12 protein-coding genes and 1 tRNA gene are annotated in these 26,519 nt (G+C 54.6%); 3 read left to right on the plus strand and 10 right to left on the minus strand.

Annotated features, from left to right (window positions below; genetic code table 11):
• Window positions 1–478: 478 nt before the first annotated feature.
• Window positions 479–4,045, minus strand: coding sequence for a pyruvate:ferredoxin (flavodoxin) oxidoreductase (nifJ, locus tag I2G69_RS06205; RefSeq protein ID WP_195560424.1), 3,567 nt, complete (start codon window positions 4,043–4,045; stop codon window positions 479–481).
• 442 nt (window positions 4,046–4,487) lie between these two features.
• Here nifJ and I2G69_RS06210 point away from each other — a divergent pair, with 442 nt between their 5' ends.
• The 3 genes from I2G69_RS06210 to I2G69_RS06220 all read left to right on the plus strand — a co-directional run bounded on the left by I2G69_RS06210 (window position 4,488) and on the right by I2G69_RS06220 (window position 8,182).
• Window positions 4,488–5,807 carry a hemolysin family protein gene (locus tag I2G69_RS06210; protein WP_330610134.1) on the plus strand — a complete coding sequence of 440 codons (1,320 nt, stop codon included), beginning with the start codon at window positions 4,488–4,490 and terminating at the stop codon, window positions 5,805–5,807.
• Between the two features lie 380 nt (window positions 5,808–6,187).
• Window positions 6,188–6,733, plus strand: a complete 546-nt coding sequence (locus tag I2G69_RS06215) for a QueT transporter family protein (protein WP_087231084.1) — start codon at window positions 6,188–6,190, stop codon at window positions 6,731–6,733.
• 57 nt (window positions 6,734–6,790) lie between these two features.
• Window positions 6,791–8,182, plus strand: coding sequence for a TrkH family potassium uptake protein (locus tag I2G69_RS06220; protein WP_237966914.1), 1,392 nt, complete (start codon window positions 6,791–6,793; stop codon window positions 8,180–8,182).
• A gap of 635 nt (window positions 8,183–8,817) precedes the next feature.
• Here the strand turns inward: I2G69_RS06220 and I2G69_RS06225 are convergent.
• The 9 genes from I2G69_RS06225 to I2G69_RS06265 all read right to left on the minus strand — a co-directional run bounded on the left by I2G69_RS06225 (window position 8,818) and on the right by I2G69_RS06265 (window position 26,112).
• On the minus strand, window positions 8,818–11,475 hold the full coding sequence (locus tag I2G69_RS06225; protein ID WP_195560426.1) for a TasA family protein: 2,658 nt from the start codon (window positions 11,473–11,475) through the stop codon (window positions 8,818–8,820).
• A 339-nt stretch (window positions 11,476–11,814) separates the two neighbouring features.
• Window positions 11,815–12,477 carry a potassium channel family protein gene (locus I2G69_RS06230; RefSeq protein ID WP_087231079.1) on the minus strand — a complete coding sequence of 221 codons (663 nt, stop codon included), beginning with the start codon at window positions 12,475–12,477 and terminating at the stop codon, window positions 11,815–11,817.
• 200 nt (window positions 12,478–12,677) lie between these two features.
• The gene (locus I2G69_RS06235; protein WP_237966916.1) at window positions 12,678–13,301 is read right to left on the minus strand and encodes a potassium channel family protein; all 624 of its coding nucleotides are present in this window, start codon (window positions 13,299–13,301) and stop codon (window positions 12,678–12,680) included.
• Window positions 13,302–13,887: 586 nt separating this feature from the next.
• Window positions 13,888–13,964 (minus strand) — tRNA-Arg (locus tag I2G69_RS06240).
• A 335-nt stretch (window positions 13,965–14,299) separates the two neighbouring features.
• Window positions 14,300–20,398, minus strand: a complete 6,099-nt coding sequence (locus I2G69_RS06245; RefSeq protein WP_195560427.1) for a carboxylesterase family protein — start codon at window positions 20,396–20,398, stop codon at window positions 14,300–14,302.
• Window positions 20,399–20,629: 231 nt separating this feature from the next.
• Window positions 20,630–22,126 carry an ABC transporter substrate-binding protein gene (locus I2G69_RS06250; protein ID WP_195560428.1) on the minus strand — a complete coding sequence of 499 codons (1,497 nt, stop codon included), beginning with the start codon at window positions 22,124–22,126 and terminating at the stop codon, window positions 20,630–20,632.
• A 491-nt stretch (window positions 22,127–22,617) separates the two neighbouring features.
• A complete protein-coding gene (gene galE / locus I2G69_RS06255) occupies window positions 22,618–23,619 on the minus strand; it encodes a UDP-glucose 4-epimerase GalE (RefSeq protein ID WP_087231067.1) in 1,002 nt (333 codons plus the stop codon).
• A gap of 175 nt (window positions 23,620–23,794) precedes the next feature.
• Window positions 23,795–24,775, minus strand: coding sequence for a galactose-1-phosphate uridylyltransferase (gene galT / locus I2G69_RS06260; RefSeq protein ID WP_195560429.1), 981 nt, complete (start codon window positions 24,773–24,775; stop codon window positions 23,795–23,797).
• Between the two features lie 50 nt (window positions 24,776–24,825).
• The gene (locus I2G69_RS06265) at window positions 24,826–26,112 is read right to left on the minus strand and encodes a galactokinase (RefSeq protein ID WP_087231061.1); all 1,287 of its coding nucleotides are present in this window, start codon (window positions 26,110–26,112) and stop codon (window positions 24,826–24,828) included.
• Window positions 26,113–26,519 lie beyond the last annotated feature (407 nt).

Genomic DNA, 26,519 nt, shown 5'->3' on the forward strand with positions numbered 1-26,519 from the left:
TATTTTTACCCCGCAGACATTTAAAAACAAATCGCTCATTCGCTTTTATGATCTCTTGAATGTACCATTCCTACGGAAATACAATTGTCGGAAAACCAGCGGCTTGGATTTTCAAGCCGCTGGTTTTCTAATTGTATACAAATTGTATAATTCAGTTTGATATATCTATTTGTTGTATTTCCTATCTGCTTTCTTCGCTATCGCACCTTCCCCAGTAGCAGTGTTACGTGCAGAACCGTATTTTAACGCATGGAGTGCGCCATCATTTCTGGCGTGGTGTAACATTTCTGTGTTCCTGGACGCTCCGCTGGGGTTCTCGAGGATGTTCCCAATGATTCTGAAAATGATATGGGAAAACAAAACCAAATATTGGGTTCCAATCGTATTTCCTATTGCAACATAAAAAATCCCCTGCTGCGTGATGCAGCAGGGGATTTCACCTGTTGTGTCAAAAAGGGATTTGCTGGGGGAATGCGATTTATTCTGCGATTTCGCCCTTGGAGAGCTTCTCGAGGTGCTCGTAGTTCTCCTTCGCGACCTTCTCTGCCTCTGTGAAGAGCTTCTCTGCACGCTCCGGGAACGCACGGGTCAGGGAGTTGTAACGAACCTCGCCCATGATGAAGTCACGATAGCTGGCGGTCGGCGCCTTGCTGTCGAGATGGAACGGATTCTTGCCCTCTTCCTTGAGTCTCGGATCATAGCGGAAGTTCTGCCAGTAGCCAGCCTCAACTGCCTTCTTCTCTTCCTTCTGTGCAATGCTCATGCCGCCCTTGATGCCGTGGTTGATGCAGGGAGCATACGCAATGATGAGGGACGGGCCGTTGTAGCTTTCTGCCTCGGTGATCGCCTTGATGCACTGGTTGTAGTCAGCGCCCATTGCAACGTGAGCAACATAGACATAGCCATAGCTCATTGCGATAGCCGGGAGATCCTTCTTCTTCGTCGCCTTACCGGTTGCCGCGAACTGTGCCACGGAGCCGATCGGGGTGGACTTGGAAGCCTGGCCGCCGGTGTTGGAATAAACCTCGGTGTCGAATACCAGGATGTTGACGTTCTCGCCGGAAGCGATGACGTGATCCAGGCCGCCGAAGCCGATGTCATATGCCCAGCCGTCGCCGCCGAAGATCCACATGGACTTCTTCGCGAGGAAGTCTTTGTCCTTCAAGGTCTTCTGGGACAGCTCGTAGCCAGCCGCAGCAGCCTTCTCCAGCTCCGGAATCAGAGCGTCGGTCGCCGCACGGTTGAGCTTGCTGTCGTCGAAGGTATCCAGATAGTTCTTGCAAGCTTCCTTCATCTCCGCGGAGGACTTATCGGAAGCTGCGATCTGCTCAACATATTCGGCCAATCTGCCGCGGATCGCCTTCTGAGCGAGCGTCATGCCGTAGCCGAACTCTGCGTTATCTTCAAACAGGGAGTTGGACCATGCCGGGCCATGTCCCTTCTCGTTGCGGGTGTACGGAGTAGCCGGTGCGGAACCGCCCCAGATGGAGGAGCAGCCCGTTGCGTTGGCGATATACATTCTGTCGCCGAACAGCTGGGTGACCAGCTTAGCATACGGGGTCTCGCCGCAGCCTGCGCAGGCGCCGGAGAATTCAAGCAGCGGCTGCTTGAACTGGCTGCCCTTGACGGTGGTCTCCTTGAACTTGTCGATGACTTCCTGTTTCGGGCCAATCTTGCGGCCATATTCGAAGCCTTCCTGGCTCTGCAGCTGGGTCTCCATCGGCTTCATGACGAGCGCCTTCTCGCCCTTCATGCCCGGGCAAACCTGTGCGCAGGAACCGCAGCCGGAGCAGTCCATCGCGGAAATGGTCATTGCGAACTTCATGCCCGGCATGCCGGTCATGTCCTTGTACTTCATGCCAGCCGGTGCATTGGCGGCCTCTTCCTCTGTCAGAGCGACCGGGCGGATAACCGCGTGCGGGCAGACATAGGAGCAGAAGTTACACTGGATGCAGTTCTGCGGGTTCCATTCCGGAATATCGATTGCAATGCAGCGCTTCTCGTAAGCGGAAGAGCCAGCCGGAGCCGTGCCGTCCTCCATGCCGAGGTCGACAAACGTGGAAACCGGCAGTTCATTGCCTTTGTATTTGTTGCAGGGATTCAAGAAGTTCTTGACATATGCCACGGTGTCCGCATTGCCCTCGATGGCAACGTCGGCCTTCGCCTCGTCCACGGCGTTCTTCCAGGACTCCGGCACATTGACCTTGTGGTACTCGTTCGCGCCGCGCTCGATGGCCTCGTGGTTCATGGCGACGATCTTCTCGCCCTTCTTGCTGTAGGACTTGGTAGCGGCGTCCTTCATGTACTGGATCGCCTGGTCCTTCGGGATGATGTTTGCGATGCTGAAGAATGCGGACTGCAGGATGGTGTTGATGCGGCCACCCAGGCCGATCTCCTTGCCCAGCTTCACACCGTCGATGGTGTAGAAGTTGATGTTGTTGTCCGCGATATACTTCTTCATCTTGGCCGGCAGGTGCTGGTCAAGCTCTTCATCGCTCCACAGGCAGTTCAGCAGGAAGCTGCCGCCCGGCTTAACGTCCTGAACCATGTCATACTCGTTGACATAGGACGGCTTATGGCAGGCTACGAAGTCAGCCTGGCTGATATAATAGGTGGACTTGATCGGCTTGTCGCCAAAACGCAGGTGAGAAACCGTCAGGCCGCCGGACTTCTTGGAGTCATAGGCAAAATAGCCCTGTGCATACATATCGGTGTGGTCGCCGATGATCTTGATGGAGTTCTTGTTTGCGCCGACGGTGCCGTCTGCGCCCAGGCCCCAGAACTTGCAGGAGGTGATGCCCTTCGGCGTGGTGTCCGGGTTCTCCTTGATCTCAAGGGAGAGGTTGGTCACATCGTCCACGATGCCAATGGTGAAGCGCTTCTTCGGGGTCTCGGACTCCATGTTGCGGTATACAGCGACGATCTGGCCCGGGGTGGTATCCTTGGAACCGAGGCCATAGCGGCCGGTGTAAACCTTCACGGTGCCGAACTTCGTGCCGGACAGAGCAGCCAGCACATCCAGATACAGCGGCTCGCCGATGGAACCGGGCTCTCTGGTGCGGTCGAGAACGGAAATCGTCTTCACCGTCTCCGGCAGGACGTCCGTCAGATACTCTGCTACAAACGGACGATAGAGGTGAACCTTTACAAGGCCAACCTTGTCGCCGGCAGCGTTCAGATAGTCAACCACTTCTTCTGCGCATTCGCAGACGGAACCCATGGCGACGATCACGCGCTCTGCGTCCGGTGCGCCATAGTAGTTGAAGGGCTTGTAATCGGTGCCGATCTTTGCATTGACCTGGTTCATGTAGTCAACCACAACGGCCGGCAGCTCGTCGTAATATTTGTTGCCAGCCTCGCTCGCCTGGAAGAACGTGTCGTCGTTCTGCGCAGTGCCGCGGGTGACCGGATGCTCCGGGTTCAGGGAACGGCGGCGGAACGCATCAACCGCATCCCAATCGAGCATGTCGGCCAGATCTTTGTAATCCCATACTTCAATCTTCTGAATCTCGTGGGATGTCCGGAAGCCGTCGAAGAAATGGAGGAACGGCACGCGGCCCTTAATAGCAGCAAGGTGCGCCACAGCGCCCAGGTCCATAGCCTCTTGCGGGCTGTTGGAGCAGAGCATCGCATAGCCGGTCTGACGGCATGCATACACGTCGGAGTGATCGCCGAAGATGCACAGCGCATGAGTCGACAGCGAACGGGCGGAGCAATGAATAACGCTCGGAAGGAATTCGCCTGCGATCTTATACATATTCGGGATCATCAGGAGCAAACCCTGGGAAGCGGTGTAAGTGGTGGTCAAAGCGCCAGCCGCGAGGGAGCCATGCACTGCACCGGCAGCGCCTGCTTCGGACTGCATCTCCGTAACCTGTACTTCTCTTCCGAAAAGATTCTTTCTGTTTGCAGCAGCGTACTTGTCCGTCTCATCCGCCATCGGGGAAGACGGGGTGATCGGATAGATTGCGGCAACGTCCGTAAACGCATACGATACATGCGCGGTGGCGGTATTGCCGTCCATGGTTTTTCTTTGTCTTGCCATTCTAATATTTTCCTCCTTTTAAGGATCTTGTAATCTCCCGGTACAATTTACACCCACACTGTACCAATCTAAATTTTAGCATCTTTTATGGCGCATGTAAAGGAAAAAAACCGGATTTATCCAGAGAATTCCGCAGAATATTCGTTTTGCCCCCATAGAAAAATTTCTTTCCCAGGCCGGGCCAATCCTCTTTGCTCCGCCAAAACGCCCTAGCGGCGCATAACTTTTCAAAATGGGCGTTCCGTAGGGATTATGCCGCTGTATCGCGATTGACAGCTCCCCTCGGTATAGGCTAAAATAAGAATCACCATACTATTCTTATACTATGCAGGTTTTCACCTGCCGAAAGGGGAAAAATTTATTTATGCCTCCGGAACCCGCAGGCCATTTATGGCCGCTGTCAACGAGTGTCCAACCCGCCCAGGCGGAATCATCCTTCTCTGTGTTTTCCATTATCCTGCTGATTATCTTGATCTTGGTCAATGCGTTTTTCGCAGCGTCTGAGATCGCAGTCATCACCCTGAACGACAACAAGGTCCGCAAAATGGCAGAGGAGGGCGATAAGCGCGCTAAGCGCGTCCTCAAGCTCACCAAGGATTCCAGCCGTTTTTTGGCCACCATCCAGGTCGGCGTAACATTGGCAGGTTTCTTGACCTCAGCAGCGGCTTCGCAAACATTTGCCGGGAAACTGGCCGACGCGCTATCGTTCATACCCATTTCGCACGATATCCTCTTTGGCGTGTCCACCGTCCTGGTCACCCTGCTGCTCTCCTATTTTTCGTTGATCTTCGGCGAATTGGTGCCGAAAAAGATCGCCATGCAGCGGGCGGAATCGCTTTCCTTTAAATTCTCCGGCATTTTAAACGCGGTCTCCTCCATTTTCCACCCGTTTATCTCCTTCCTGACCGCATCGACCAATTTCGTGCTCAAATTGATGGGATATGACCCCAACAAAGATGAGCAGACAGTCACCGAAGAAGAAATCCTCATGATGGTGGACCAGGGCGAAGAAACCGGCGTGATCGGGGAGAGCGCCAAGGACATGATCTCGAACATCTTCGATTTCAGCGACGCGACCATCGACGAGGCGATGACGCACCGTACGGACATCACTGCGGTGGAGGACACCGCAACCATCCAGGATGTTGTGAACCTCTCTTTGGAAGACGGCTTTTCCCGCATCCCCGTATACCACGAGGATCTCGACAACATCATCGGGATTATCTATGTGAAAGACCTTTTAAAATATGTAGGGAAGCAGACGGACGACCACATCCCGCTGACCAGCCTGATGCGAAGCGTCTATTTTGTGCCCGAGACCAAGCAGTGCAGCCAGCTCCTCGCTGAAATGATCGAGCGCAAGCTGCAAATCGCCATCATCGTGGACGAATACGGCGGCACCGAGGGCCTCATCACCATGGAGGATCTGATGGAATCCATCGTGGGCAATATCCAGGACGAATACGACCACGAGGAAGAGGACATCTATCAGGTGGACGAGAACAAGTTTACCGTGGACGGCACCACGCCGATCGACGAAATTTCCGACCTTGTGGGCGTCGAACTGCCGGAGGGCGAATACGACACCATCGCGGGCCTTATGGTGGAAAACCTGGGGCGCATCCCAAAGCCGGAGGAACATCCGAGCATCGACATCGACTGCTTGACCTTGACCGTCCTGGCGGTGGACGACCGCCGGATTGCGAAGATCCTGATCGAAAAGCACGTCCCGCCAAAGGCGGAGGAAGAAGAAGCATCCTGACCGCATCCCAATCCGGATGCCCAGGGGGTGCCAACATTCTATATAGGCAATTCTGATACCAGCCAAGCGCATTCATGCGCTTGGCTTTTTTGTGCTCTATACAAGGTATACGCACCCAAAATTCCGCAGGCTATCCCCTGAAAACACCCGGTTTTTTCGTGGGTTTTCGCCTGCCTCCGGAAACCGCGGCCGCCACAAAAACGACGCGCTGCGGGGAGCCATTGCCCTCCGCTAAAACGATTCACAAAATGTTCATTTTTACCTTGCTTTTCTCCGCGAATTGTAGTACATTATAGGGGCTGTCCAGCATGGATCATGCGGGCTGGGCACTGGTCAGTCGCAAACTCCTGACCTAAAAGAAAACTACGGAGGAATCTCAAATGAAAAAACAAACCCGAAGCACGGTTTTCCTGGCGCAGGGCGCCATGATTGCCGCCATCTACACGGTCCTGACGCTTCTGGCCGCCACCATGAACCTGGCCTATGGGCCGGTCCAATTCCGGTTTTCCGAAGCGCTCACCATTTTACCCTTGTTCACACCCGCAGCAATCCCTGGGCTGACCATTGGATGCCTGCTGAGCAACCTGTTCAGTGGGTATGGGGCGGCCGATATGATTTTTGGCACGCTTGCCACTCTATTGGCAGCCATAGCCACCCACATGTTGCGGAATGTAAGGATCAAACATATCCCTTGGCTGGCGCCATTGCCGCCGGTCGTTTTTAACGCCGTCATCGTCGGCGCAGAAATCGCGTTCTTTGCCCCAGAAGGTTTCCTTTGGGCCGGTTTTGCCGCTTCTGCGCTTTCCGTCGGCTTGGGGGAGCTGGCTGTTTGCTATATCTTAGGTTTGCCCCTGGCGGTATTCATGGAACGCACAGGGCTTTCCCGCTATTTGACCGATGGACCGCTTCGCCTATCCAGCCGTTAAGGGCAGCCAAAACTGGCTGTCCTGAACATAAACTGTCAACCACAAGACTATTTCGAGGTGATCGAATTGCAAGAAAGCTTTTCCTTATTCAAACGTCTAAAATCTGTCCCCCCCGTCCGATTGATTGTCGTCAGCTTTTTTGTTGTGATCATGATCGGTACAACGCTTCTGACGCTCCCCATCACAAGCCGCAGCGGGCAATTCACCGCCGTGATCGACGCGCTGTTTACCGCGACCTCCGCGACCTGCGTAACCGGCCTGGTCACATTTGACACCTGGACCCACTGGAACGTGTTCGGGCAGGTTGTGATTATCCTCTTGATCCAGACCGGCGGCCTGGGTGTGATTACCTTCACAACGGGCTTTACTCTCCTCGCCCGCCGGAAGCTGGGCTTGCGCGAATTGCAGCTCGCGTCGGAAAACACCTCCGGTGATACGATGGACGTCTATCAATTGGTTCGGACCATTTTGATCTTCACCTTTAGCAGCGAGTTGATCGGGGCAGCCGTTCTTGCACTCCGTTTTGTCCCCAAATTTGGCGCCCATGGAATATGGATCTCCGTGTTTACCGCCATATCTGCTTTTTGCAATGCCGGTTTTGACATCCTTGGCTTTGAAAAGCCGGACAACAGCTTAATCGGATATGCGAACGATCCATTAGTTTGCATTCCTGTGGCCCTATTGATCATTGTGGGCGGCCTCGGATTTATTGTGATCCATAATATTTATTATGCAAAGCTGTTCCCCAGCTTGAAAAAGAAAAAACGCTTGCCGCTAAACCTGCATTCCCGCGTCGCCATCTGCATGACGGTCGCCCTGCTTGTCATCGGTACGGTTGGTTTCCTTGCTTTTGAATGGAACAACACACTGGAGGGGAAAAATTTCTTCCAAAAGTTGTTGGTCTCCTTCTTCCAATCGACCAGCGCACGTACAGCGGGTTTCGCCTCTGTAGATATCGCCAGTGAGCACGATATCACAAAACTCCTGACGGTTATCTTGATGTTCATCGGTGCGGCGCCTGCCGGTACCGGCGGCGGTATTAAGGTGACTACATTCGTAGTCTTGGTGGCTACGGTCGTCAGCGTCATGTTTGGTAAAGAAGATACCACGTTAAACCATCGCCGGATTGAAAAGGGCACTGTTTACCGCGCCTTGTCCATTACAACTGTCTCGATGTTGGTCGTCTTTTTTGCCACAGGGGTTATCCTTGCCACAAACGACCATCCAATCAGCGCGATTGACGCCCTTTTTGAAGCAACCTCCGCATTTGGCACCGTCGGCCTGACCGCCAGCTTAACTCCGACCTTAAATTGGATTTCAAAATTCGTCTTGAGCTTGACAATGTTCATCGGGCGCGTTGGCCCTATTTCCCTTGCCTTGGCCATCGCGATCAAGCGTGCCCGCAACAAAGGGGCTATCCTGCCAGAAGGCAAAATCGTCGTCGGATAAAGGCCGCCTGGTAACGGTTGGCCAAAGGGCATGCCGCTGTTTACCACCCTGAGGGCCGGCGTCACCGGACGTGCCCTGTGTGGACAGCCGTCCATTTCCACGCAGCCCATCTCCGATGCCCTTGAGGAAACCTTTTATCGGGCTTCCCGCAACAACACACCTTCCAATAAAAGGGGTTCGGCCCGAATGCATTGGGAGGATTGGGAAAGGCTTATTGCTTGCGCCCCGCAGGCAATAAGCCTTTTTTGCCGGTCCTGCTCCCCAAGGGGGTCCCGCCCGTCCCTCTGCCCTTTCTGGAGGGACAAGGCCTGCTTCAGAAAGGCCCCTAGCTAGCCCCTCTAATTTCCAAATCTGTGCGCAATCCTCATCCGGGCAGGGCTATGCCTCTCCAGGAAAAGGCCCTTCCCCACTTTGCGTATACCTTTCCGCCGGTGGCCCCGTGCTTCTATAGGGCTGTGTCTTGGCTGCGCGAAAGCCGATAAAGCAAACAAAGGGCCCGCATTTCGAAACGAAATGCGGGCCCTATCGTTTATATTCTTCTCCCTTTGAGAAGGTTCAGCCGGCAATCCAGCCGCTCCCCTCCTTCCGGGGACGCTGCCTTTCCAAAAGGTTTTCTATAGCAGGGGCTATAGGGATCACATGGCGTCGTTGCCAGAGAACTCCCCTACATAAACATTCTCTGCTTCGCCGGTGTTGTTCACGCTTCCCGTGGCTTCGCAGTCCTCTGCCGGGTCGCTCAGCATACCTGCAAAGCCGCCCACATAGATTCTGCCGGCCATGCCGGTGCTCTCGTTGCTGACATTGCCCTTTGCGCTGGAATTGGATGCCGTGCCGTTCATCCAGCCGATCAAACCGCCCAGGGCGATGGTGTCTTCATCCTGCATATCTCCGGTCATCGTCACATTGCCGGAAGCCGTGCAGCCGTCGACCATTGTATTCAAGTATCCCTCGCCGATCAGGCCGCCCACATAGACAACGGAGGTTGCCGTTCCTTCCGCCGTCACGTCCGCAGTGGACGAGCAATCCGTCAATGTGGAATCGCCGATGGCATCACCGGCCACACCGGCCAGGCCGCCCAGATAGCAGGAACCCCCTGTATCGTCCCAGGTAACCGTACCGCCGATGACATGGCAATTCTCCACGTTGGTGCTGCTCAAAACGCCTGCAAGGGCGCCGCCATATTCGCCTGTGGTGACCTGCGGGTCTACCAGCACGACATTTTTGATCTCCGCATTTTTGCAGTATGTAAACAAGCCCGCATATTTCAGAGGCTTTTCATCCTTTGCAGCTTCTACATGCAAACCCGTGATCTTGTAGCCGTTGCCGTCGAAGGTGCCGGTAAAGTTGTTTTTGCTTTCTTCCCCGCCGATCGGCTGGAAATCAACGTCAGAGAGGTCAATCCCTCTTGCAAGCTTGTAATAGCCGTCCAAATTTTCGTTGATCTTCTCGAAATCGCTGGCCTTGCGGATCCAGATCGCCTGCTCCTCCGAGCTGCCGTCGCCGTCCGTATACAGCATATCTTCGTTTCCTGCCAGCTCGCCCACATAGGTTTCCGCTGCCGAGCCGGTGTTGCTGACGTCGCCAGTGGCGGTGCAGCCCTCTGCCGGTTCGCTCAGCGATCCAGCAAAGCCACCCACATAGATTTTGCCTGCCGTGCCGGCGCTCTCGTTGCTGACATTGCCCGACGCGCTGGAATTCACCGCTGTACCGGTTACCCATCCAACCAAACCGCCCAGGGCGATGGTCTCGTCATCCTGCGTGCTGCCGGTCATGGTCACATCGCCGGAAGCCGTGCAGCCGTCAATGGTCGAATTCAAGAACAAACCGCCGATGAGTCCGCCCAAATAGACCTTATTTTTTGCCGTCCCCACAGCCGTCACATCCGCAGAAGACGAGCAATCCTTCAGGACAGAACTGCCAGTGTCCTCGCCAATCAAACCACCTATAGAACATTCGCCCTTCGTGTAATCCCATGTGATGCTGCCGCCGTTGACCTGGCAATTTTCAATGCGGGTGTTGCTCACAACGCCTGCCAAGGCCCCGCCGTACCGGTTCGTTTCCACCTGCGGCGCTTCAAATACAAGGTTCTTGAGTTCCGCGTCTTTGCAATATCCGAACAGGCCCACATGGAGCATCTGTTTCTCCCCTTTGATCTGCATCCCCGCGATCGTGTATCCGTTGCCGTCCAAGGTGCCGGTAAATTTCTCCGTTTTGCTCCCAGCGCCTCCAATCGGTTCCCAAATCATGCCCGAGAGGTCGATATCCGATCCCAGCTCATAATACCCGTCCATATTGTCGTTGATCTTGCTGAAATCCTCTGCCGAACGGATCCAGATGGCCTGCTCTTCCGAGCTGCCGTCGCCGTCCGCTTTGAATGCGACTTCAAAGGAAGCGGTCTTATCGGTTGTAGAGACCTCAACGGTCGCATCCGGGTCCGCCAGCACATAGCCTGCGGGCAGCTTATTCGCGTCAGGCTTGAGCGTCATGGTTGTTTCCCCTTCGGGGAAGGCCACCAGGTAAGAGCCGACGGTTTCGCCGTCCTTTACCCACTGGACCGTTGCCATTTCGGCTGCGCCTGCGCCTTCGTCGGTCTGGAACGCCTTCACGACCAAATTGCCGTGGAAGTGTTTGCCTTGGTATTCATTGCCTGCTGTCTCCGGCAGATATGCGCCGACCACATAGGTCTGCTCACCATTGCCCGCTGGCAACGCCAGGCCGGGTGTATAGGATGTGCCTTCCGAATCCGGGTTAAGGTTGTCCGCTATGGGCGTCCACGACCCGTTGACCTTCTCAAAGAGAACCAGTTTCAACACATCTGCCAGGCCGTTCGTGCAAACCGCCTCACCGTTTTGACTGCTCTGCACAATGGTCTCCGTTCCGTCGGCATTTTCGGTAATTGCAATTGCTTTCTCGCCGCCTTCCGGGCATGTCGCGCTTGCCATATCCAAAGCTTCCACTGAAAGCTGGATATAAGCCGGGAGTGTCCCCGCGTTTTCCACAACGACCGGCTGAAAATAGACCGGTTTTGGGTCATAGCCATCCACATTTGCATTGCCGTTGCCCGCATCGTTGATCTCTTCCAAGAAATTTTGATACTGCATTGGGCGCAGGTTCACAAAGGTCAGGGGTGCGGTAGCCCCTTCGCCCGGCTCTACAGTGATGTCCAAAACGCCGGCGGTAAAGTCCGCATCCATCTTCTCCGTATCCGTAAACCATGCCATGGTCCCGCCTATCAGCAGGCAAAGCACCAGCAGGATGGATACGCCTGATAGCAATACTCTCCTTTTTTTCATGCCGAATCCTCCTCGTTATAAATGATTAATCTATCTACAGCAAAATTCCACGGCAAAAGCGTGCCATTTCGCAGTAGTATTGAATTAATAGAATTTAAATGCGTTCTTTCTTTTATTTATACATTGTATAATATAGGATGATTTTACCATTCTTTGGGTTACATGTCAATCCTTCAAACAATTTGTATATATTATACGATAAAAGCAAATAACATCTGGAAAAATTGCGCTTTAAAAAACTGCATCTTGTTTGTGTGACTTTTATCCAGCAAAATGCATAAAAGCACGTGTGTATTTTTATACACACGTGCTTTTTCGGTTTTCTATTCTATTGCCCGATCACTTGCGTTCCCGCAAGACACGCAAAAGCTGTTTCTGGCTCTTGCCCTCGCACACAGCGACAATTTCATCATTCGCATGGATCACCGTATTACCATTTGGGATCATCATTGCATCCCCGCGGACAATCGAAATCACCAGCGAACTCTCTGGGAGGTCGACATCTTTCAGCGTAACGCCCTCCAAAGCGGTATCCGGCGGCAAAGTCATTGTACAAATGCCAGCGCGGCCCTTATTGAGCGTTGCCAAGAGATGCATTTCCGCGATATCGACTTCCTGTTCAATCAAATTCGTAATGATTTCCGTGCTGCTAACAACAATATCCGCTCCCAAGATGCGCAATGCATCCATGTTCCGTGGATCGTTCGCCCGTGCAATCACTTTAATCGCCTTAAATTGGCGCTTCGCGAGCTGGGAAGCCACCAGGTTGTCCTGGTCCTGGCCAGTCACCGCGATGAAGCAGTCCGCATTCTGTGTCCCTGCATCTTCCAACGTCTCAATCTCTGTTCCATCGCCGCAGATTACCTCGACATCCAGCTCATTCGCCAGCCGCATGCAGCGAAGCTTATTCTTTTCAATCAAACGCACATCATGCTTGCGGTCCAGCATAATCGTGGCCAAATGATAGCCTAATTTTCCGCCTCCAACGATTACAATACGCATCGTCTTTCCTCCCAGATAATACTATCTGTATTTTTATGTTTTAAAAATACAATCTGTTTCATTATTGTCTTAAATTTCCGAATATAGCCTTTCCCCGCTTTGCAAAAGGCAGGTGCAACCTGGCCGGGAGGCTCCCCAGCCCTACTTGACGCCCGCTGTATTGCAACAAAGGGCGGAGCGAAGGCAATCTCCCGGAAAACTCAATCGATAATCTTGGCAAACACTAGGCGGTCATTTTCCATAATCAACTGATCCTTCCGCCCGGTGTTAAGCACCATTGTCCCATCCGCATGTACAACGCCAAAGAGGATCTGCCCTTCCTTCATCGGGAACCGGTCCAGGGAAAGCCCATACCAAGCGCGGTCCGCTTCCTTGGTATAGAACCCCGCAGTTGCCGTCCCAAAGGTCACCTCTTTGGAATCCCAGGGCTGCGTCAGGGCGGCAAACATCGCGTCCCCGGCGAGCTTTGTGTGGCAGACGGTTTTTAGGCCGAACCGTTTAAAAACCTTTTCGCGCGCCGGATCTGAAATGCGCGCGACCACATTCTGGACCCCGAAAAACTCTTTTGCAATCTGTGAAATCGTGATATTCAGATTATCGTCCGGCGTACAGACCGCCACTGCATCACAGCTTTCGATCCCCGCATTTTTCAGCACATGGGTGTCCATGGGAAAGCCTGTAACAGTCATCCCATTAAAATCATCTTCCAACATCCGGAATGCATCGGTGTCAGAATCCACGATTGCAACATCGTGGCCATGATGGTCCAACAGCTCCGCCAAGCGTCTGCCCAGACGGCCGCATCCAATCACTAAAACGTTCACCCAGAATCTCCTCCCGGCAATTCAATTTGATTTTCTCCGGTGCTTGGGAAGGGCAAAGCCCATACCGCCCCATGCCACCTGGTTTCTAAAAGGATCTTTATCACGCCCCGGCCTGAAGCCAAAGGCGCTGCTCATACGCGTTTTTCCCGGTTCGATCTCGAAGGCAGGTTCATAAAAACGCATTGTATGACATCATTTGCGCTGGAGCGCCTTCCTTTTTTCTGCTTCTATACAACAAAAAACCTTTTCCCAAAAAAGGAAAAGGGTATCCATCACGGCTCTAACGGCCGTTTGACGCAACATATGCTATTTTGTTGTACGGATCACAAGCGCCGGCTTCCATTCCATTCTCCAGTATGGGATACAAAGCCAAGTCCTCCTTCGTTGCTGGCAACGGCCATTCGCCTGCCCAGCAGCCACAAAATTGACGGAACCAGAGAACCCCCTGGAAAAAGCCCTTGCACGGGGCACTTCCATCTGCTGATTGATCCAACGATGCAGCTCCCTTCGCCTGAACCCTTTCAGATTCAGGCCGCCGGGACCCGGCGAAAGAAGGATGCATCCCGTGTGGGTCACCACACATATTTGGCCCGCCCGGAGGGATTCGAACCCCCGGCCTTCAGAATCGGAATCTGCTGCGATATCCAGCTTCGCTACGGGCGGATGAAGACTGTTAGTAATTATAGCACGCCCTTGGACAAATTTCAATCATTAGTTTCCCAAAACTAGGGGATTTTCCGCAGGCATTCCCAGATAAGGTTGTGCTTGAAAACTGCAATAGGGGGCATACGGTCTGCTCTTTAACCGCACGCCCCCTACAGCTTCATTATATAATGGGTTTAAGGAAGATGAAAAAGAAAAGGGTTAAGCACTTCTATCGAAGAGATTCTGCTTCCCTGGTTGCCGCCCGGCTCCCCGGGCGGCCCCAAGAGAAAAGCAGCTTTGCTGGGCAGAAGATTTCTGTTGCCCATCAACCGCGCCCAGCCTAGAAAAGTCGTTTACGCTGCAATGGTTACTACGCAATGCTGCTGTGCGGTCTGTCCCGGAAGCGTCGTGTAAACGCCGGTGGACTCGCCGACATTGCCGATTGCCCAAATGCGGAAGTAGTAGTCATTGCCGATCTGCGCAACATACTGGGTCTTGAACACGCTGCCGTTGCCCACGGTGAAGAGAGGCAGGATATTGCTGCCGTTGACCAACGTCATCTTGAAGCAATACGCCTGGCCCTGGCGGACAGTAAACGGAAGCGTCGTATCGGAACGCACATATGGTGTAAGTGTAGAAGTACCCGTGCCCGGCGTTACCACGCTGGTTCCATCACCGGTGTTGCCGTCTCTCACAGGGACATAAACCGTGGTAGAACCGCCACCGGAAGAAGAACTGCTTCTCGGCACAAGTGCCATGATCGCATCGTTGATCGCCTTCACTGCAGCGTCTACTCTGGGCTGCGTTGCGGTGGACGGCAGGGCCTTTGCGGCTGCGACTGCCTCTTCCAGGGCTGCCCAAGAATCGCTGGTGTACTTGCTTTCGGAGCGGGACTCCGCATCCTGGATTGCTGCATTCAGCTCATCGAAGTTTGCATCCAGGATCTGATACGGATAGTAAACAATGTTTGCTCTGCCATAGGAAGCATAGCTGGCTTCTCTTCTGAAATAGACGGTCGGCTCGATGCTGCCGTCGATGATGCCTTCTGCGCAGTTCATCAGGTCGTCGAGATATTCCTCTGTGAACGGTTCGAGGTTCTCATCGTGGCCCGTGCGCAGCGTTACCTGGCGGCCGTTGACCTTGTCGATGAAGTGCTGCAGGGACTTGGTATAGGTCTGGATCGAGCACATGCCGATCTGCATCCACAGGTCACCGGAACCAACTGCGTCGCCGGTGAACACGTCTTCATCGCCATAGAACAGGACGATGGAGCCTGCGGTATGGCCGGGAACTGCGACAACTTCGAGGTTCTCGCCGTTGCCGATGTCGATCTTGTCGCCATCCTTCACGATGGATACCTTGCCGGCATCTTCGCCCATCTTCCGGATGATTGCATCTTTGTCGCCCTCTGCGACATAGACATTCTTCACCTGATCCTTGCCGACAAAGTCGTCCAAGCATCCAATGTGGTCGCCATGGTTGTGCGTCAAAACGACGTCGATATTGGCGTCTTTGTTTACCAAAACATTGTTGACAATGTAATCGAAGAGATCGCCCGCGCCCATGCCGGTATCGATCACGGTCGCACCATCCTGGTTTTCAATGACCCAGATCTGGCCGAGTTCATAGTCGCGCACAACGGTCAGGCCCGGCTTGATGGTCTCCTGGGTGTATCCCAAGGACGGGTTCTGGGTGTGGTCCGCCGAACGGCTCCGCGACTGCTGGAACAACCAGTTGTACGGCGTGCCGTTGCGGTCGCTATATACCTTCTGCCAAACCTGATGCGGGTCCGGCGTTGTGGAGCCAGCGCTGTACTCTTCGTACTTGATGCACGGGCTGCCAACTGCTCTCAGGGCTTCCACGACCTTGCGGGTATTTTCCACCGGAACGGTGCTGTCGTCCGCATTGTGGAAGGTCCAGATTGCCATATTCTTAATCTTTTCAAACGCTGCGTTGTTGTTTGCATAGTAGCTGTCGTCCACGCCGCCGCACATCGGCATTGCCGCTGCAAAGACCTCCGGATGATCGAGGATGATCTTCCAAGTGCCATAGCCGCCCATGGACAAGCCCTGGATGTAGATGCGGTCGGTATCGATGGTGTCCGCATGCGCTGCGATGAATTCATCGAGCATCTGCATGACGAGCGCCTCGTTGTCCTCCTGGACCCAGCCTTCCGCCATGCTCGGGCACTGCGGTGCCAGCACATAGCACGGATTCATATCTACGCGGTCCGCCCAAACAACAGCGCCCTTGTTTGCGATGATGTGGGAGATGTTGTTGTCGCCGGATTCGCCTGCGCCATGCAGGAAGATCACGACCGGGTACTTGCCGTTGGCATCCTTGCCAGCGGAGCGGATCGGGTCATAATAGCGGTACGGGATGGTCTTGTCAGCTTCGTTCGTAACCTCAGCCGCCTGGAAGTCGTCCACGGTCAGGTTCGTAACCGAGCTGCTCGCATAGGTCCCGCCTGCCGCTACGGTCTCGCCGTTAGCCAGCTCAACGGTGCCCACCTGGGTAACCTGATAATCCAGGTCGAACATAAAGGTCTGGAATGCGTTGTAATCAAAGTAGCTGGTGCCTGCGGTTGCATCCGTCGGGTCGAGGGAGATGATGACTTTGTTGCCATCCACCTGGACGCCGGTGATGGTCCGCATGCCAACATTGTTAAAGGTTGCATTGTCTGCGTTCTGTTCTGCGCGCACCTGATAGGTTGCCGCGGAGACAGAATCCGGGTTCACGTCGTCCGGATAGGTGACGACTGCTTCGATGACCTTCTGGCCGTTGTCCATAACCTTTGTTACGATCTCAACCTCACAGGTATCGGTGACCTTTGCCGGATCGTAAACGATGGAGGCGGTGCCATAGGTTGCCACCTTCGCATCGCGGACATTGCCGCGGAGGTACTGCGTGCCTTCGATGGAGCCGTCCACAATGCCCTGTGCACATGCGAGGATGTCACGGACATACTGGTCAGTCATCGTGCCGCGGTACTGGGTGTGGCCGCCGTAGACCGTCAGGTCGCGGTCGCCGATTGCATCGTTGAGATGCTGCAAGGAATCCACATAGTCTTCGATGGAGCACATGCCGATCTGCATCCAGACATAGCCGGAGCCGATGGCATCGCCGGTGAAGAGCTTGTCTTCGATCATGTAGCCGACAGAACCAGCCGTATGGCCCACGATATCGATGACCTGGAAATACTTATTGCCGAACGGGATCTTATCGCCGTCGTTGACCGCTGTGAGCTTCTCGGTGCTGACGTTCTGGCGTTGCAGCATGGATTTCACCGTGGCTTCGTCCGCCGCGCCGATGTAGATGTGCTCCACATCCGCTTTGTCTGCGAACTGGTATGCCTGGGCGGTGTGGTCGCCATGGCTGTGGGTGAGCAGGACATCAATCGTCGTTACGCTCTCAGGCAGGATGCCCTTCAAAGCGCCATACAGGTCGCCCTGGCCCATGCCGGTGTCGATCAGGACGGCGCGGTCGCCGTTGACCATCACATACATCGGGTCGACGTCATAGTCCCAGATTCCCTGCACGCCGTCGCCGTAATCCTTCACGGTGTAGAGGGTCTTCAACGGTGCGTCTGCATTGTGGTTTCTCGAAGTATTCTGCTCGAACAGCCAGTTGTAGATCTCCTGATCCTCATACACGGCTTCCCAGCTGTGATGCGGGTTCGGGGTGATGGAGCCCGGCAGATACTTGTAATACTTCACGGAATTGTTGCCGTGGGCCTGCAAAGCAGCGACTGCGTCGTCAGAGCCCTGGATATTGACGGAGGAATCGTCCTCTGCATGGGCTACCCAAATCGGGAGGTTCGCCAATGCGTCGAATGCTGCGCCGTCGTTTGCATAGAATTCGGTCGGCACACGGCCGCAGATCGGGATGGCCGCTGCGAATTTATCCGGATGGCTGAGGATCATATTCCAAGTGCCGATGCCGCCCATGGACAGGCCCTGGATGTAGATGCGGCTCTTGTCCACCTGCGGATGCGCTGCGATGAATTCATCGAGCATCTGCAGGACCAACGCCTCGTTGTCCTCGCTGATCCAGCCTTCCCGTGCGGACGGGCACTGCGGGGCCAGGACATAAACGGGGTTCTCTGCTACGCGGTCGGGTTCTACCCAAGCAACCGCGCCCTTGTTTGCAATGATTTGAGAAAGGTTGTTGCTGCCGGATTCGCCGCTGCCATGCAGGAACAGGATCAGCGGATACTCGCCGTCAGCGCTCACGCCATTGACCTCGATCGGGTCGTAATAGCGGTAGTTAAGGGTCTTGCCAGCCTCGTTCGTAGCGCTTCCAACCTGGAAGTCGTCCACGATGCGGTTGGTGATCGCGGTGTCTTCATATTTTGCCGGCTCTACAACGCCATCCACTGTCTCAATTTCGCCCTTCTGGGTGATGAGATAGGAGACGTCGTATGCATTTGTGGTCCCGCTGTAGAAGCTGGTGACCGCGGCTGCATCATCTGTATCGAATTTCAGCGTCACAACATTGCCGTTGACATCGATATCGGTGATGGTCCGGTAGCCGTCCATATCGTTGGAACCGTCGCCATAGGTGAGGGTTGCCTTGACCTTGAAGTCGTCCTTGGAAACGCTGTCTGCATTGACGGCGCTCTCATAGGTCAAGTTGGCTTCCACAACGCGCTGGCCCTGTGGGATGACTTCCGTAACGAGTTCCACCGGGATGTCGCCGTAAGGGATGTTATAGGACATCTGCAGGTCGTCCTCGGTCAGCCCGAAGGAATCCAGGTTTGCCGCCATCATCATGCGGTCGCGCGCCGGGTAATCCGTCTTTGTTGTGCAGACCGCTGCAACGCCATCCTCGACGTCCTTGAAGTGCATGAATGCGCCGTCCGTGTCAGAGGTGCACTCTTCCCAATTCGGGAGGCCTTCGCCGTTCGGGTCGCCGGTCTTGACAAAGTTTGCCCAATAGGTGGACATGATGTCGCCCAGCTCATGGTCTGCGTCCGTCCAGTTGCGCTGGCCTTCGATGTCGTCGCGCATGGAGTTGAACATGAACCACAGCTCGCTGGAGTGGAAGGAACCGTAGAAATCTTCATCGCGGTTGCCGACCGTCTCCGGATCGTGCGGCGCCAAATCATGGTCGAAATAATACACATAGGCATTGTGGTCTTCGTTGTGGGTCTTGCCATACTGTGCAGAGATGCGGTATTTCGCCAAGCTGCTGTCGCTGGTGGAGCGCAGGTTCATGCGATAGGCCTGCGTCTCGTTCATCGGGTTGTAAGCAGCACGGTTATAAAGCTCGCCATACTGCCGTTCCATTCTCTGATGGAACGCATCAATGTCCATCGTACCGTCCGGCGTGCCGGACAGGGAGGTATACTCATCCGCTGTGCCGCCGATCATGATGTCGATGCCGTCGAGTGCGCCTTCGCTGGTCAGGTCAACGGATTCCTCTGTAAATACATAGCCGTCCATTGCATTGCTGCCAGCCGCACTCTTCAACCGGCTGTAAATATCACTCTTCATGAATTCGGATGCATCCATTGCACGGAGATCTGCGAGAGTGATATCTTCGCCAAAGAGTTCCTGCACTGCGTTCTGGCAGGTTTCCTCTTTGCTCTCCAGGCTCGTATAGTTGCTGGGAGCTGCATAGCCGCCGAAGCCGCTCTGGATGATCGCGCGGTGGAAGAGGCCGTCCGTCAAAGCGGAGGACAGGAGCGCCGTCACGGACATTGCGCCAGCGGACTGGCCGCAAATCGTCACGTTATCCGGGTCGCCGCCGAAGCCGGCGATGTTCTCCTGCACCCATTCCAAAGCCTTGATCTGGTCCAGGGTGCCGTAGTTGCCGGAAACGCCGTTTTCGCTTTCCTCGCTCAGCTCGGGCAGGGCCAGGAAGCCAAACAGGTTCACACGGTACTGGATGCACACCACGATGATGCCCTGCGCCGCCAGTTTGGAGGCGTTGAACTCCATCTCGGAAGCGTGGCCATGGTCATAGCCGCCGCCATGGATCCAAACCATGACCGGGAGCAGCTCATCTTCCGCATGCTCCGGTGCATAGACGTTCAAATACAGGCAATCTTCGCTGATTTCCGGATTATAAGCTTCATCAAAATAGAACTCGTCCCCCCAGAACTCGCCAACGGGGTTCAAGTCTTCCGGCTGCATTGCCTGGTTGCCCCATTTGTCGCAAACGCGCACGCCGTCCCACGTCTCCGTGAGATCCTGCGGGGCTTTCCAACGCAATTCCCCTACCGGGGGCTGTGCAAACGGGACACCTTTATAAACGGTGACGCCCTCGGTATCTGAGGGGACGCCCTGGATGTCGCCGTTCTCATGGCCGCCACTGCTGATCGTGACGATGCCGGGTTCTACCGTTTCCGACGCACTGCTCGACGTGGCTGCAAACGCGCTGGTGCATGTGCCGAGCAGCATCGTGAATGTGAGAACCAGCGCCAAAATGGATCGATGGATCTTTTTCATTCTGCTTTTCTCTCCTTTTCCAAAAATGTGAACTGCTAATAAACGGCCGCGCGTCTCTTCTGCATGGGCATCCCTCCATTTCCTAAAAAAGTGTGTAGAAAAGAAAGCCTGTCAAAGATTTGCTTTTGACAAGCATTGGTGCGCGTATGCAATTCTATCGTAAACGGGCCTATGGCCCAATATCACCTGTGTTTATGCAAAAAGGTTTCCAGGCATCTGGTTCGCACATGCCTACCGGCCCTGTGCCGCCAACCATCGGTCAAGCTGCCTTTGTTTCTCCTGGATGATCTTATCGATCCCGGCCGCTTTCAATTCCTGGTTCATACGTGGCAATACGACAGATGGGTCCAGGGAACCGCATTCCAATGCGTTGCGGTATGCGTCCAGCACCCCATTGCAAGCGCTTACTTCCCCCAGTACATCCCTATTGTCCCACACAAACCCGCGCGCCGGAGAAGGATGTGCTTCCCGGTTAAACGCTTCCACCTGCTGCCAGACATCCGGCGGGTCCTCCTGCCAGACATTCACAATCAGCTCGTTTGGCCAAGACCACGTCATAAAGCTATAAAAGAGGCTTGCATCGTCCCTGTTTTCGGGAAACCCTATGATTTTTTGCTCGCGGTCAAGCACTTGATAGGTCTTCCCCTCAATGCCATAGGTGAGCAAATTGGCCAGCTCCGGATTGGTATACATCTCATTGAGCACCTTCATCGCCTTGTCGGGTTGTTCGCTTGTAGAACCGATGCTCCACATCGAAGAAACCAAAGTGGTTTCGCTATATGCCGGGACAATTTCAAAAATCCCGATCTCATATCCAACATTCCGGGTGGCTTCCCCATATTTATCGGGCTTTACATTGGCGAAATGCCCAAAGCCTTTCCCTGCCCGCATCATAGAAAACTCGTCCACAGTGTTGGCGGCGCCGTCGGGCATCATCAAGCCTTTCTGCGCCCAATCCCACTGCAGTTCAACCATTTCCCGGTAAGAATCCGTCTCAAACAGATTGACTACCTCTGTAGAATCAGAGAAACTGTCCTCCAATACGCCCAGGTCGTCGCCCAGGCGGTCGTAAGCCAAGGGCAGGCGGGCCAGCCCTGAACTGGTGACCACTGGATACATCCCTGGATAAGCATCCCGGACTTTGATCAGCAAGTCCTCCAGATCCTGCATCGTTTGGAGATCCTCCTCGTAGACGCCCAACGCCTCTGCGAGATCCTTCCGATAGATGAAGCCACGCCCCGTAGCCTTTTCCCGGTTGATCGGTACGCCACAGATCATCCCATTCACGGTGACACATTGCCAATCCTCCGGAGGGATTTCCTCCTGGATCTCCGGGCCGCACAGGGACAAATAGTCGTTCAGTGGGGTGACCAACCCATAATTGACCATCACGGAAACGCCCATTTCAAACGTTGGGAACAGGTCAACCTTTTTTCCCGTAGAAACCGCCAATTTCACTTGCTGGAGGCAGCTCTCTTCCAACCCCTGGTAATGAATGCTAATTTGCGCCCCGCAAGAATCCCGGATAATGGCATTCGCGCGGGCCTCGATCTCCTTCCGAAGGGGTTCTGAGGCGCGTCCCAGTGCATACACGTCCACTGTGTAAAGGCCGCTGGGATCACTCTCTGGAGCGGCTTGCTCCGTCCCGGTGGTTCCACCGTTACAGGCAACCAGCTGGAGAAGAAAAAAGCCCGTAAGCAGAACCGACAACCATTTTGCCCGTTTCATGTGACGCCCCTTCCTTTCCTTTGCCGCAGAGCGGCGCACGAAAACGCTATAAGGATTTTCCTCTTGGAATGTCCGGCTAAGGCGCCGTTTGCTTTGGGAATCTTCCCCTTTGTCCATTTGGCCTTTATGATTCACTGTGTGTATATTGTACTCCGTTGATCTTTTCGTTTCTGCCAAAATCCCGACCTCCATTATCAAAAAACCGACGACTTTTCTATATTCTTCTATGCATGAAACAAAGATTATCAAAAATCCGACCTGACACTATCAGGAATCTGACTTTCACACCCTTCTATTATACTACAAAACAGGCTGATCCCCATCCTTTTCCCACCTTTTCGCGGACCTTGCCCAAACAGGGGCCACCCCATCCCCTTTTCCAGCCCTTGCAGGCACAAAACGGGGGCGGCTATTGTTTAACGGCCCATTGCAATAAAAAAGGTACGCCGCGGACTTCCGCAGCGTACCCCACTGATGAATGTATTGTTTCGTTATTTCTGGTTCTTTGTGAAGTTCCAGGAATCGCGGCACATGTCGTCCAAGGTATACTTGGCCTCCCAGCCGAGCTCTTCCTTGGCCTTTGTTGCATCCGCATAGCACTCGGCAATGTCGCCCGGGCGGCGCGGCGCAATCTTGTAGTTGATCTTCACGCCGGAAGCCTTCTCGAATGCTTTCACAACATCCAGCACCGAGCTGCCCTTGCCGGTGCCCAGGTTGTAAACCTCAGCGCCCTGGATGCTGTCCAGCTTCTGCAACGCCTTGATGTGGCCCACAGCCAGATCACACACATGGATATAATCACGCACGCCGGTCCCATCCGGGGTCGGATAGTCGTCGCCATAGACGGAGAGGCACGGCAGCTTGCCGGCCGCAACGCGGGCGATATACGGCATCAGGTTGTTCGGGATGCCATTCGGGTTCTCACCGATCAGGCCGGACGGATGCGCGCCGATCGGGTTGAAGTAGCGCAGCAAAGCGACCTTCAGATCCTTATCCGCAACACAGACGTCCTTCAGGATCTGCTCGATGAAATACTTGGTCGTGCCGTACGGGTTCGTGGTGCCGCCCGCGGGCATATCCTCCTTAAACGGCACCTTATTGTTCATGCCGTAGACCGTTGCGGAGGAGCTGAAGACGATCTTCTTTACATTGTATTTGCGCATGAGGTCGAGCAGGTGCAGGGTGCCCGTGATGTTGTTGTGATAATACTCCAGCGGCTTCTGGACGGATTCGCCCACCGCCTTGAGGCCCGCAAAGTGGATCACGGCATCGATCTTGTTCTCTTTGAAGATCTTCTCAAAGTTGTCGTAATCGAGCATGTCGCACTCGTAGATCGGGAAGGTCTTGCCCGTGATCTTCTCCACGGCGCGCAGGGCGTCCGGAGAGGAGTTCACATAGTTATCCATCACGATGATATCAAATCCATTGTTGAGCAGCTCCACACAGGTGTGGGAACCGATAAACCCGGCGCCGCCGGTCACCAGTACGGTCATAATCAATCATCCTTTCCAGTATCCGGCCGTCACCGCACGCCCAGCGCACCGCGCGCCGGACAGCAACCGCCGGTCATTTCTATTCGTTCCAGGTATGCAGGCCCCAAAACACCGCCCGCTTACCTGTGTGTGCGCAGGGGTCCATTTCCGCCGGGCTTTCCGGCGCGAGAACCTCTTATTCGCCCTTCTTGCTCTCCATGAACTTTGCGTAAGCGGCGCGCAGTTCCTTGGAGGTCTCCTCCGGGCAGGTCGGGTTGCAGTGCGCCCATGCGCCGGTTTCGCTGGAAGCGTTGAACTTCTGCTTGTCTGCGCTGCGCATCGGCGGGAAGAACTCAATGTGGAAGTGGAAGTCCTTGGAGTAGTCGCCCGAGTTGACCGGCGCATTGTGCATGCACATCATGTACGGGAAGCGATAGTCAAACAGGCTGTCAAGCATCCCGACGGTGTCGCGGATGGTGGCGCCCAGGGTGTACTTCTCCTCTTCGGTCAGGTCGGTGATATACTGCACATGGCGGTTTGCCATGATGTAAACACCGTAAGGATACTCGCAATAGAACGGAAGGTACACGGTAAAGTGCTCGTTCTGGAAAATAATGCGCTTTTGGGCCTCGAGCTCATTCTTCAGCGTATCGCAGAAGAGGCAGTTTCCGGTCTTCTCGTAATATTCCTTTGCAGACGCGGTCTCCAGCTGCAGCTTCTTCGGGATGAACGAGTAGCCGTACATCTGGCCGTGCGGATGGGGCATGGTCACGCCCACCACTTCGCCGCGGTTCTCAAAGGGGAAGACGTACTTGATCTTCTCGTCGGAGCGCATCACATTGAACCGCTCGCACCAGAGGTCCACCAGCTTCTTCATGTGGTCGTAGGACAGCTCCGGCATGGTCACCGTATGGCCGGGGGAATACAGAATTACTTCGCATTTGCCATAGGACGGCTTTACTTTGAAGAAATCGTTTGCAATCCCCTCGTCCGGCTCCGGCGGGTTCTGGGAAAGCGCCGGGAAGTCGTTGTCATACTCCAGCACCTCATAGTCCGGCACATTGCCGAAGCTGGGGCAAAACGGGCAGTAGTCCTTGGGCATCTGGGGGCGTCCCTGCCGGTTGGACGCAATCATCACCCAGTCTTGAATCAATGGATGCCATCTCAATTCCGCCATGATAAATTTCCTCCTATATCCCTATGTAAAATTTGGTACAAAATGATGTATTACAGGACGCGCGTGCCGCCGACCGGACGGATGCGCAGGTTGTGGCAGCTTCCCTCGCCGGTGACCGCTTCCATCGCCTTGACGAATTCCGGCAGGTAGTCCACCGGGACAAAGGTCTGCACGGTGCCGGCAAAGCCGCCGCCGTGTACGCGGTAAGCGCCGCCGCGCTTCTCCAGCAGGCGCTGTGCCAGCGCCAGGACGATCGAAACACCCTGCTGCTGCGGGTGGCTGGCCGAGAACACGTTTTGCAGATACATATAGCTGGAATAGCCGGATTCAATAACCAGCTTCTTAAAGGCGTCAAAGTCGTTTGCCTTGAGCGCCGCCGCCTCTTCGAGCACGCGGGCGTTCTCTGCAAAGAAATGCATGGCGCGCAACACGCAGCGGTCGCCCATCTTCTGGCGGAGCGCCGCAATGTTGGCATAGAACTCTTCTTCGTCCACCTCGCGCAGGACTTCCTTGCCGAAGAAGGCCGCGACCTCCTTCATCTCCGCCGGGACCGCCGCATAATCCGGCGTCAGGTCGGAATGGCTGCCCTTGGTGTCGATGATGCAGAGCGCATAGCCGCACTTCGTGAAATCAAAGTCGACCTTCTGGGCCTCCGGGTGATCCTTATCCTGGAAATCGATCTGTACAAATCCGCCCACGGAGCTGGCTGCCTGGTCCATCAGGCCGCACGGCTTGCCAAAATACACGTTTTCCGCATACTGGCCGATCTGGGCGATGGAGAGCGCGCTCTCTTTGCCTCCGCAGAACAGCTCGTTTACGATGGTCCCCACCAGCACCTCGAAGGCGGCGGAAGAGGACAGGCCGGAGCCGGTCAACACATTGGAGGTCGTGTATGCGTCAAAGCCGCCGACCGTATAGCCCAGCTGCTGGTAACGCGCGCAGATGCCGCGGATCAGGGCGCGGGACGTGTTCACCTCGGAGGGGTTGACGTCCTGGTTCTTCGCGTCGATCTCATCCCCCCGGTGGCCTTCGGACTTGATGCGCACCTTGGTGTCCGGGTTCTGGGAAACAATGGCGATAACGTCCAAATTGACGCTGGCCGCCAACACGCGGCCGCGCTGATGGTCCGTATGGTTGCCGCCGATTTCCGTACGCCCAGGCGCGCTGAAGATGGAAATATGGCGGTCTGCGCCATAGAGCCCTTCGAACGACTCGATGGCCTTTATGAATCTCTCGCGGTAGCCGGCGACGTCCGCCGTGCTGCACGCATAGATGTAGGCCAGCTTCTCATCCAGGCCGCCGCTGGAGATCAGGGTTTTGACTTCTGCTGAAAGCATGATTGGTACCTCCCGTTTTTCCTATGTTTTTTCCAGAGCGGAACATCCTTTCCGCCGTCCGGTTTTGTTCCTTTGTCTTGTTTTCATTGTATCCCCATTGGGGCACACAGACAAGGGCAATCCGTATCAATTTTATGGATATTTGATGCAGGGATCTAAAATTTTCCTGCCCTGCGCCCAAAGCGCGTGCTAAAATAGGCGCTTTCCCTCCAAAAAATCGCATTTATTAAATTATACCATATTTTATAAAGATTACCACTGCTTTTTAGAAAACATCCGGCGCAGGTTTGCATCCCATCCATTCCGCCAAGAACGCCCCATGAATCTATCCGTATTTTTATCTGTACTTTTTCCCCACATTTTTTTGTGTATAATGCGATAAATCCGTCAAGAACTTGCTTCACTAT

Source organism: Anaeromassilibacillus sp. D41t1_190614_C2 (genome assembly GCF_015558525.1).
Classification (GTDB): Bacteria; Bacillota; Clostridia; order Oscillospirales; family Acutalibacteraceae; genus Anaeromassilibacillus; species Anaeromassilibacillus stercoravium.

Coding starts and splice junctions, on each gene's coding strand:
- galE (WP_087231067.1), bottom strand. CDS start 23,619: ATGACCGTACTGGTGACCGGCGGCGCCGGGTTTATCGGTTCCCACACC.
- I2G69_RS06230 (WP_087231079.1), bottom strand. CDS start 12,477: ATGCGTATTGTAATCGTTGGAGGCGGAAAATTAGGCTATCATTTGGCC.
- I2G69_RS06245 (WP_195560427.1), bottom strand. CDS start 20,398: ATGAAAAAGATCCATCGATCCATTTTGGCGCTGGTTCTCACATTCACG.
- I2G69_RS06225 (WP_195560426.1), bottom strand. CDS start 11,475: ATGAAAAAAAGGAGAGTATTGCTATCAGGCGTATCCATCCTGCTGGTG.
- I2G69_RS06215 (WP_087231084.1), top strand. CDS start 6,188: ATGAAAAAACAAACCCGAAGCACGGTTTTCCTGGCGCAGGGCGCCATG.
- I2G69_RS06250 (WP_195560428.1), bottom strand. CDS start 22,126: ATGAAACGGGCAAAATGGTTGTCGGTTCTGCTTACGGGCTTTTTTCTT.
- galT (WP_195560429.1), bottom strand. CDS start 24,775: ATGGCGGAATTGAGATGGCATCCATTGATTCAAGACTGGGTGATGATT.
- nifJ (WP_195560424.1), bottom strand. CDS start 4,045: ATGGCAAGACAAAGAAAAACCATGGACGGCAATACCGCCACCGCGCAT.
- I2G69_RS06265 (WP_087231061.1), bottom strand. CDS start 26,112: ATGCTTTCAGCAGAAGTCAAAACCCTGATCTCCAGCGGCGGCCTGGAT.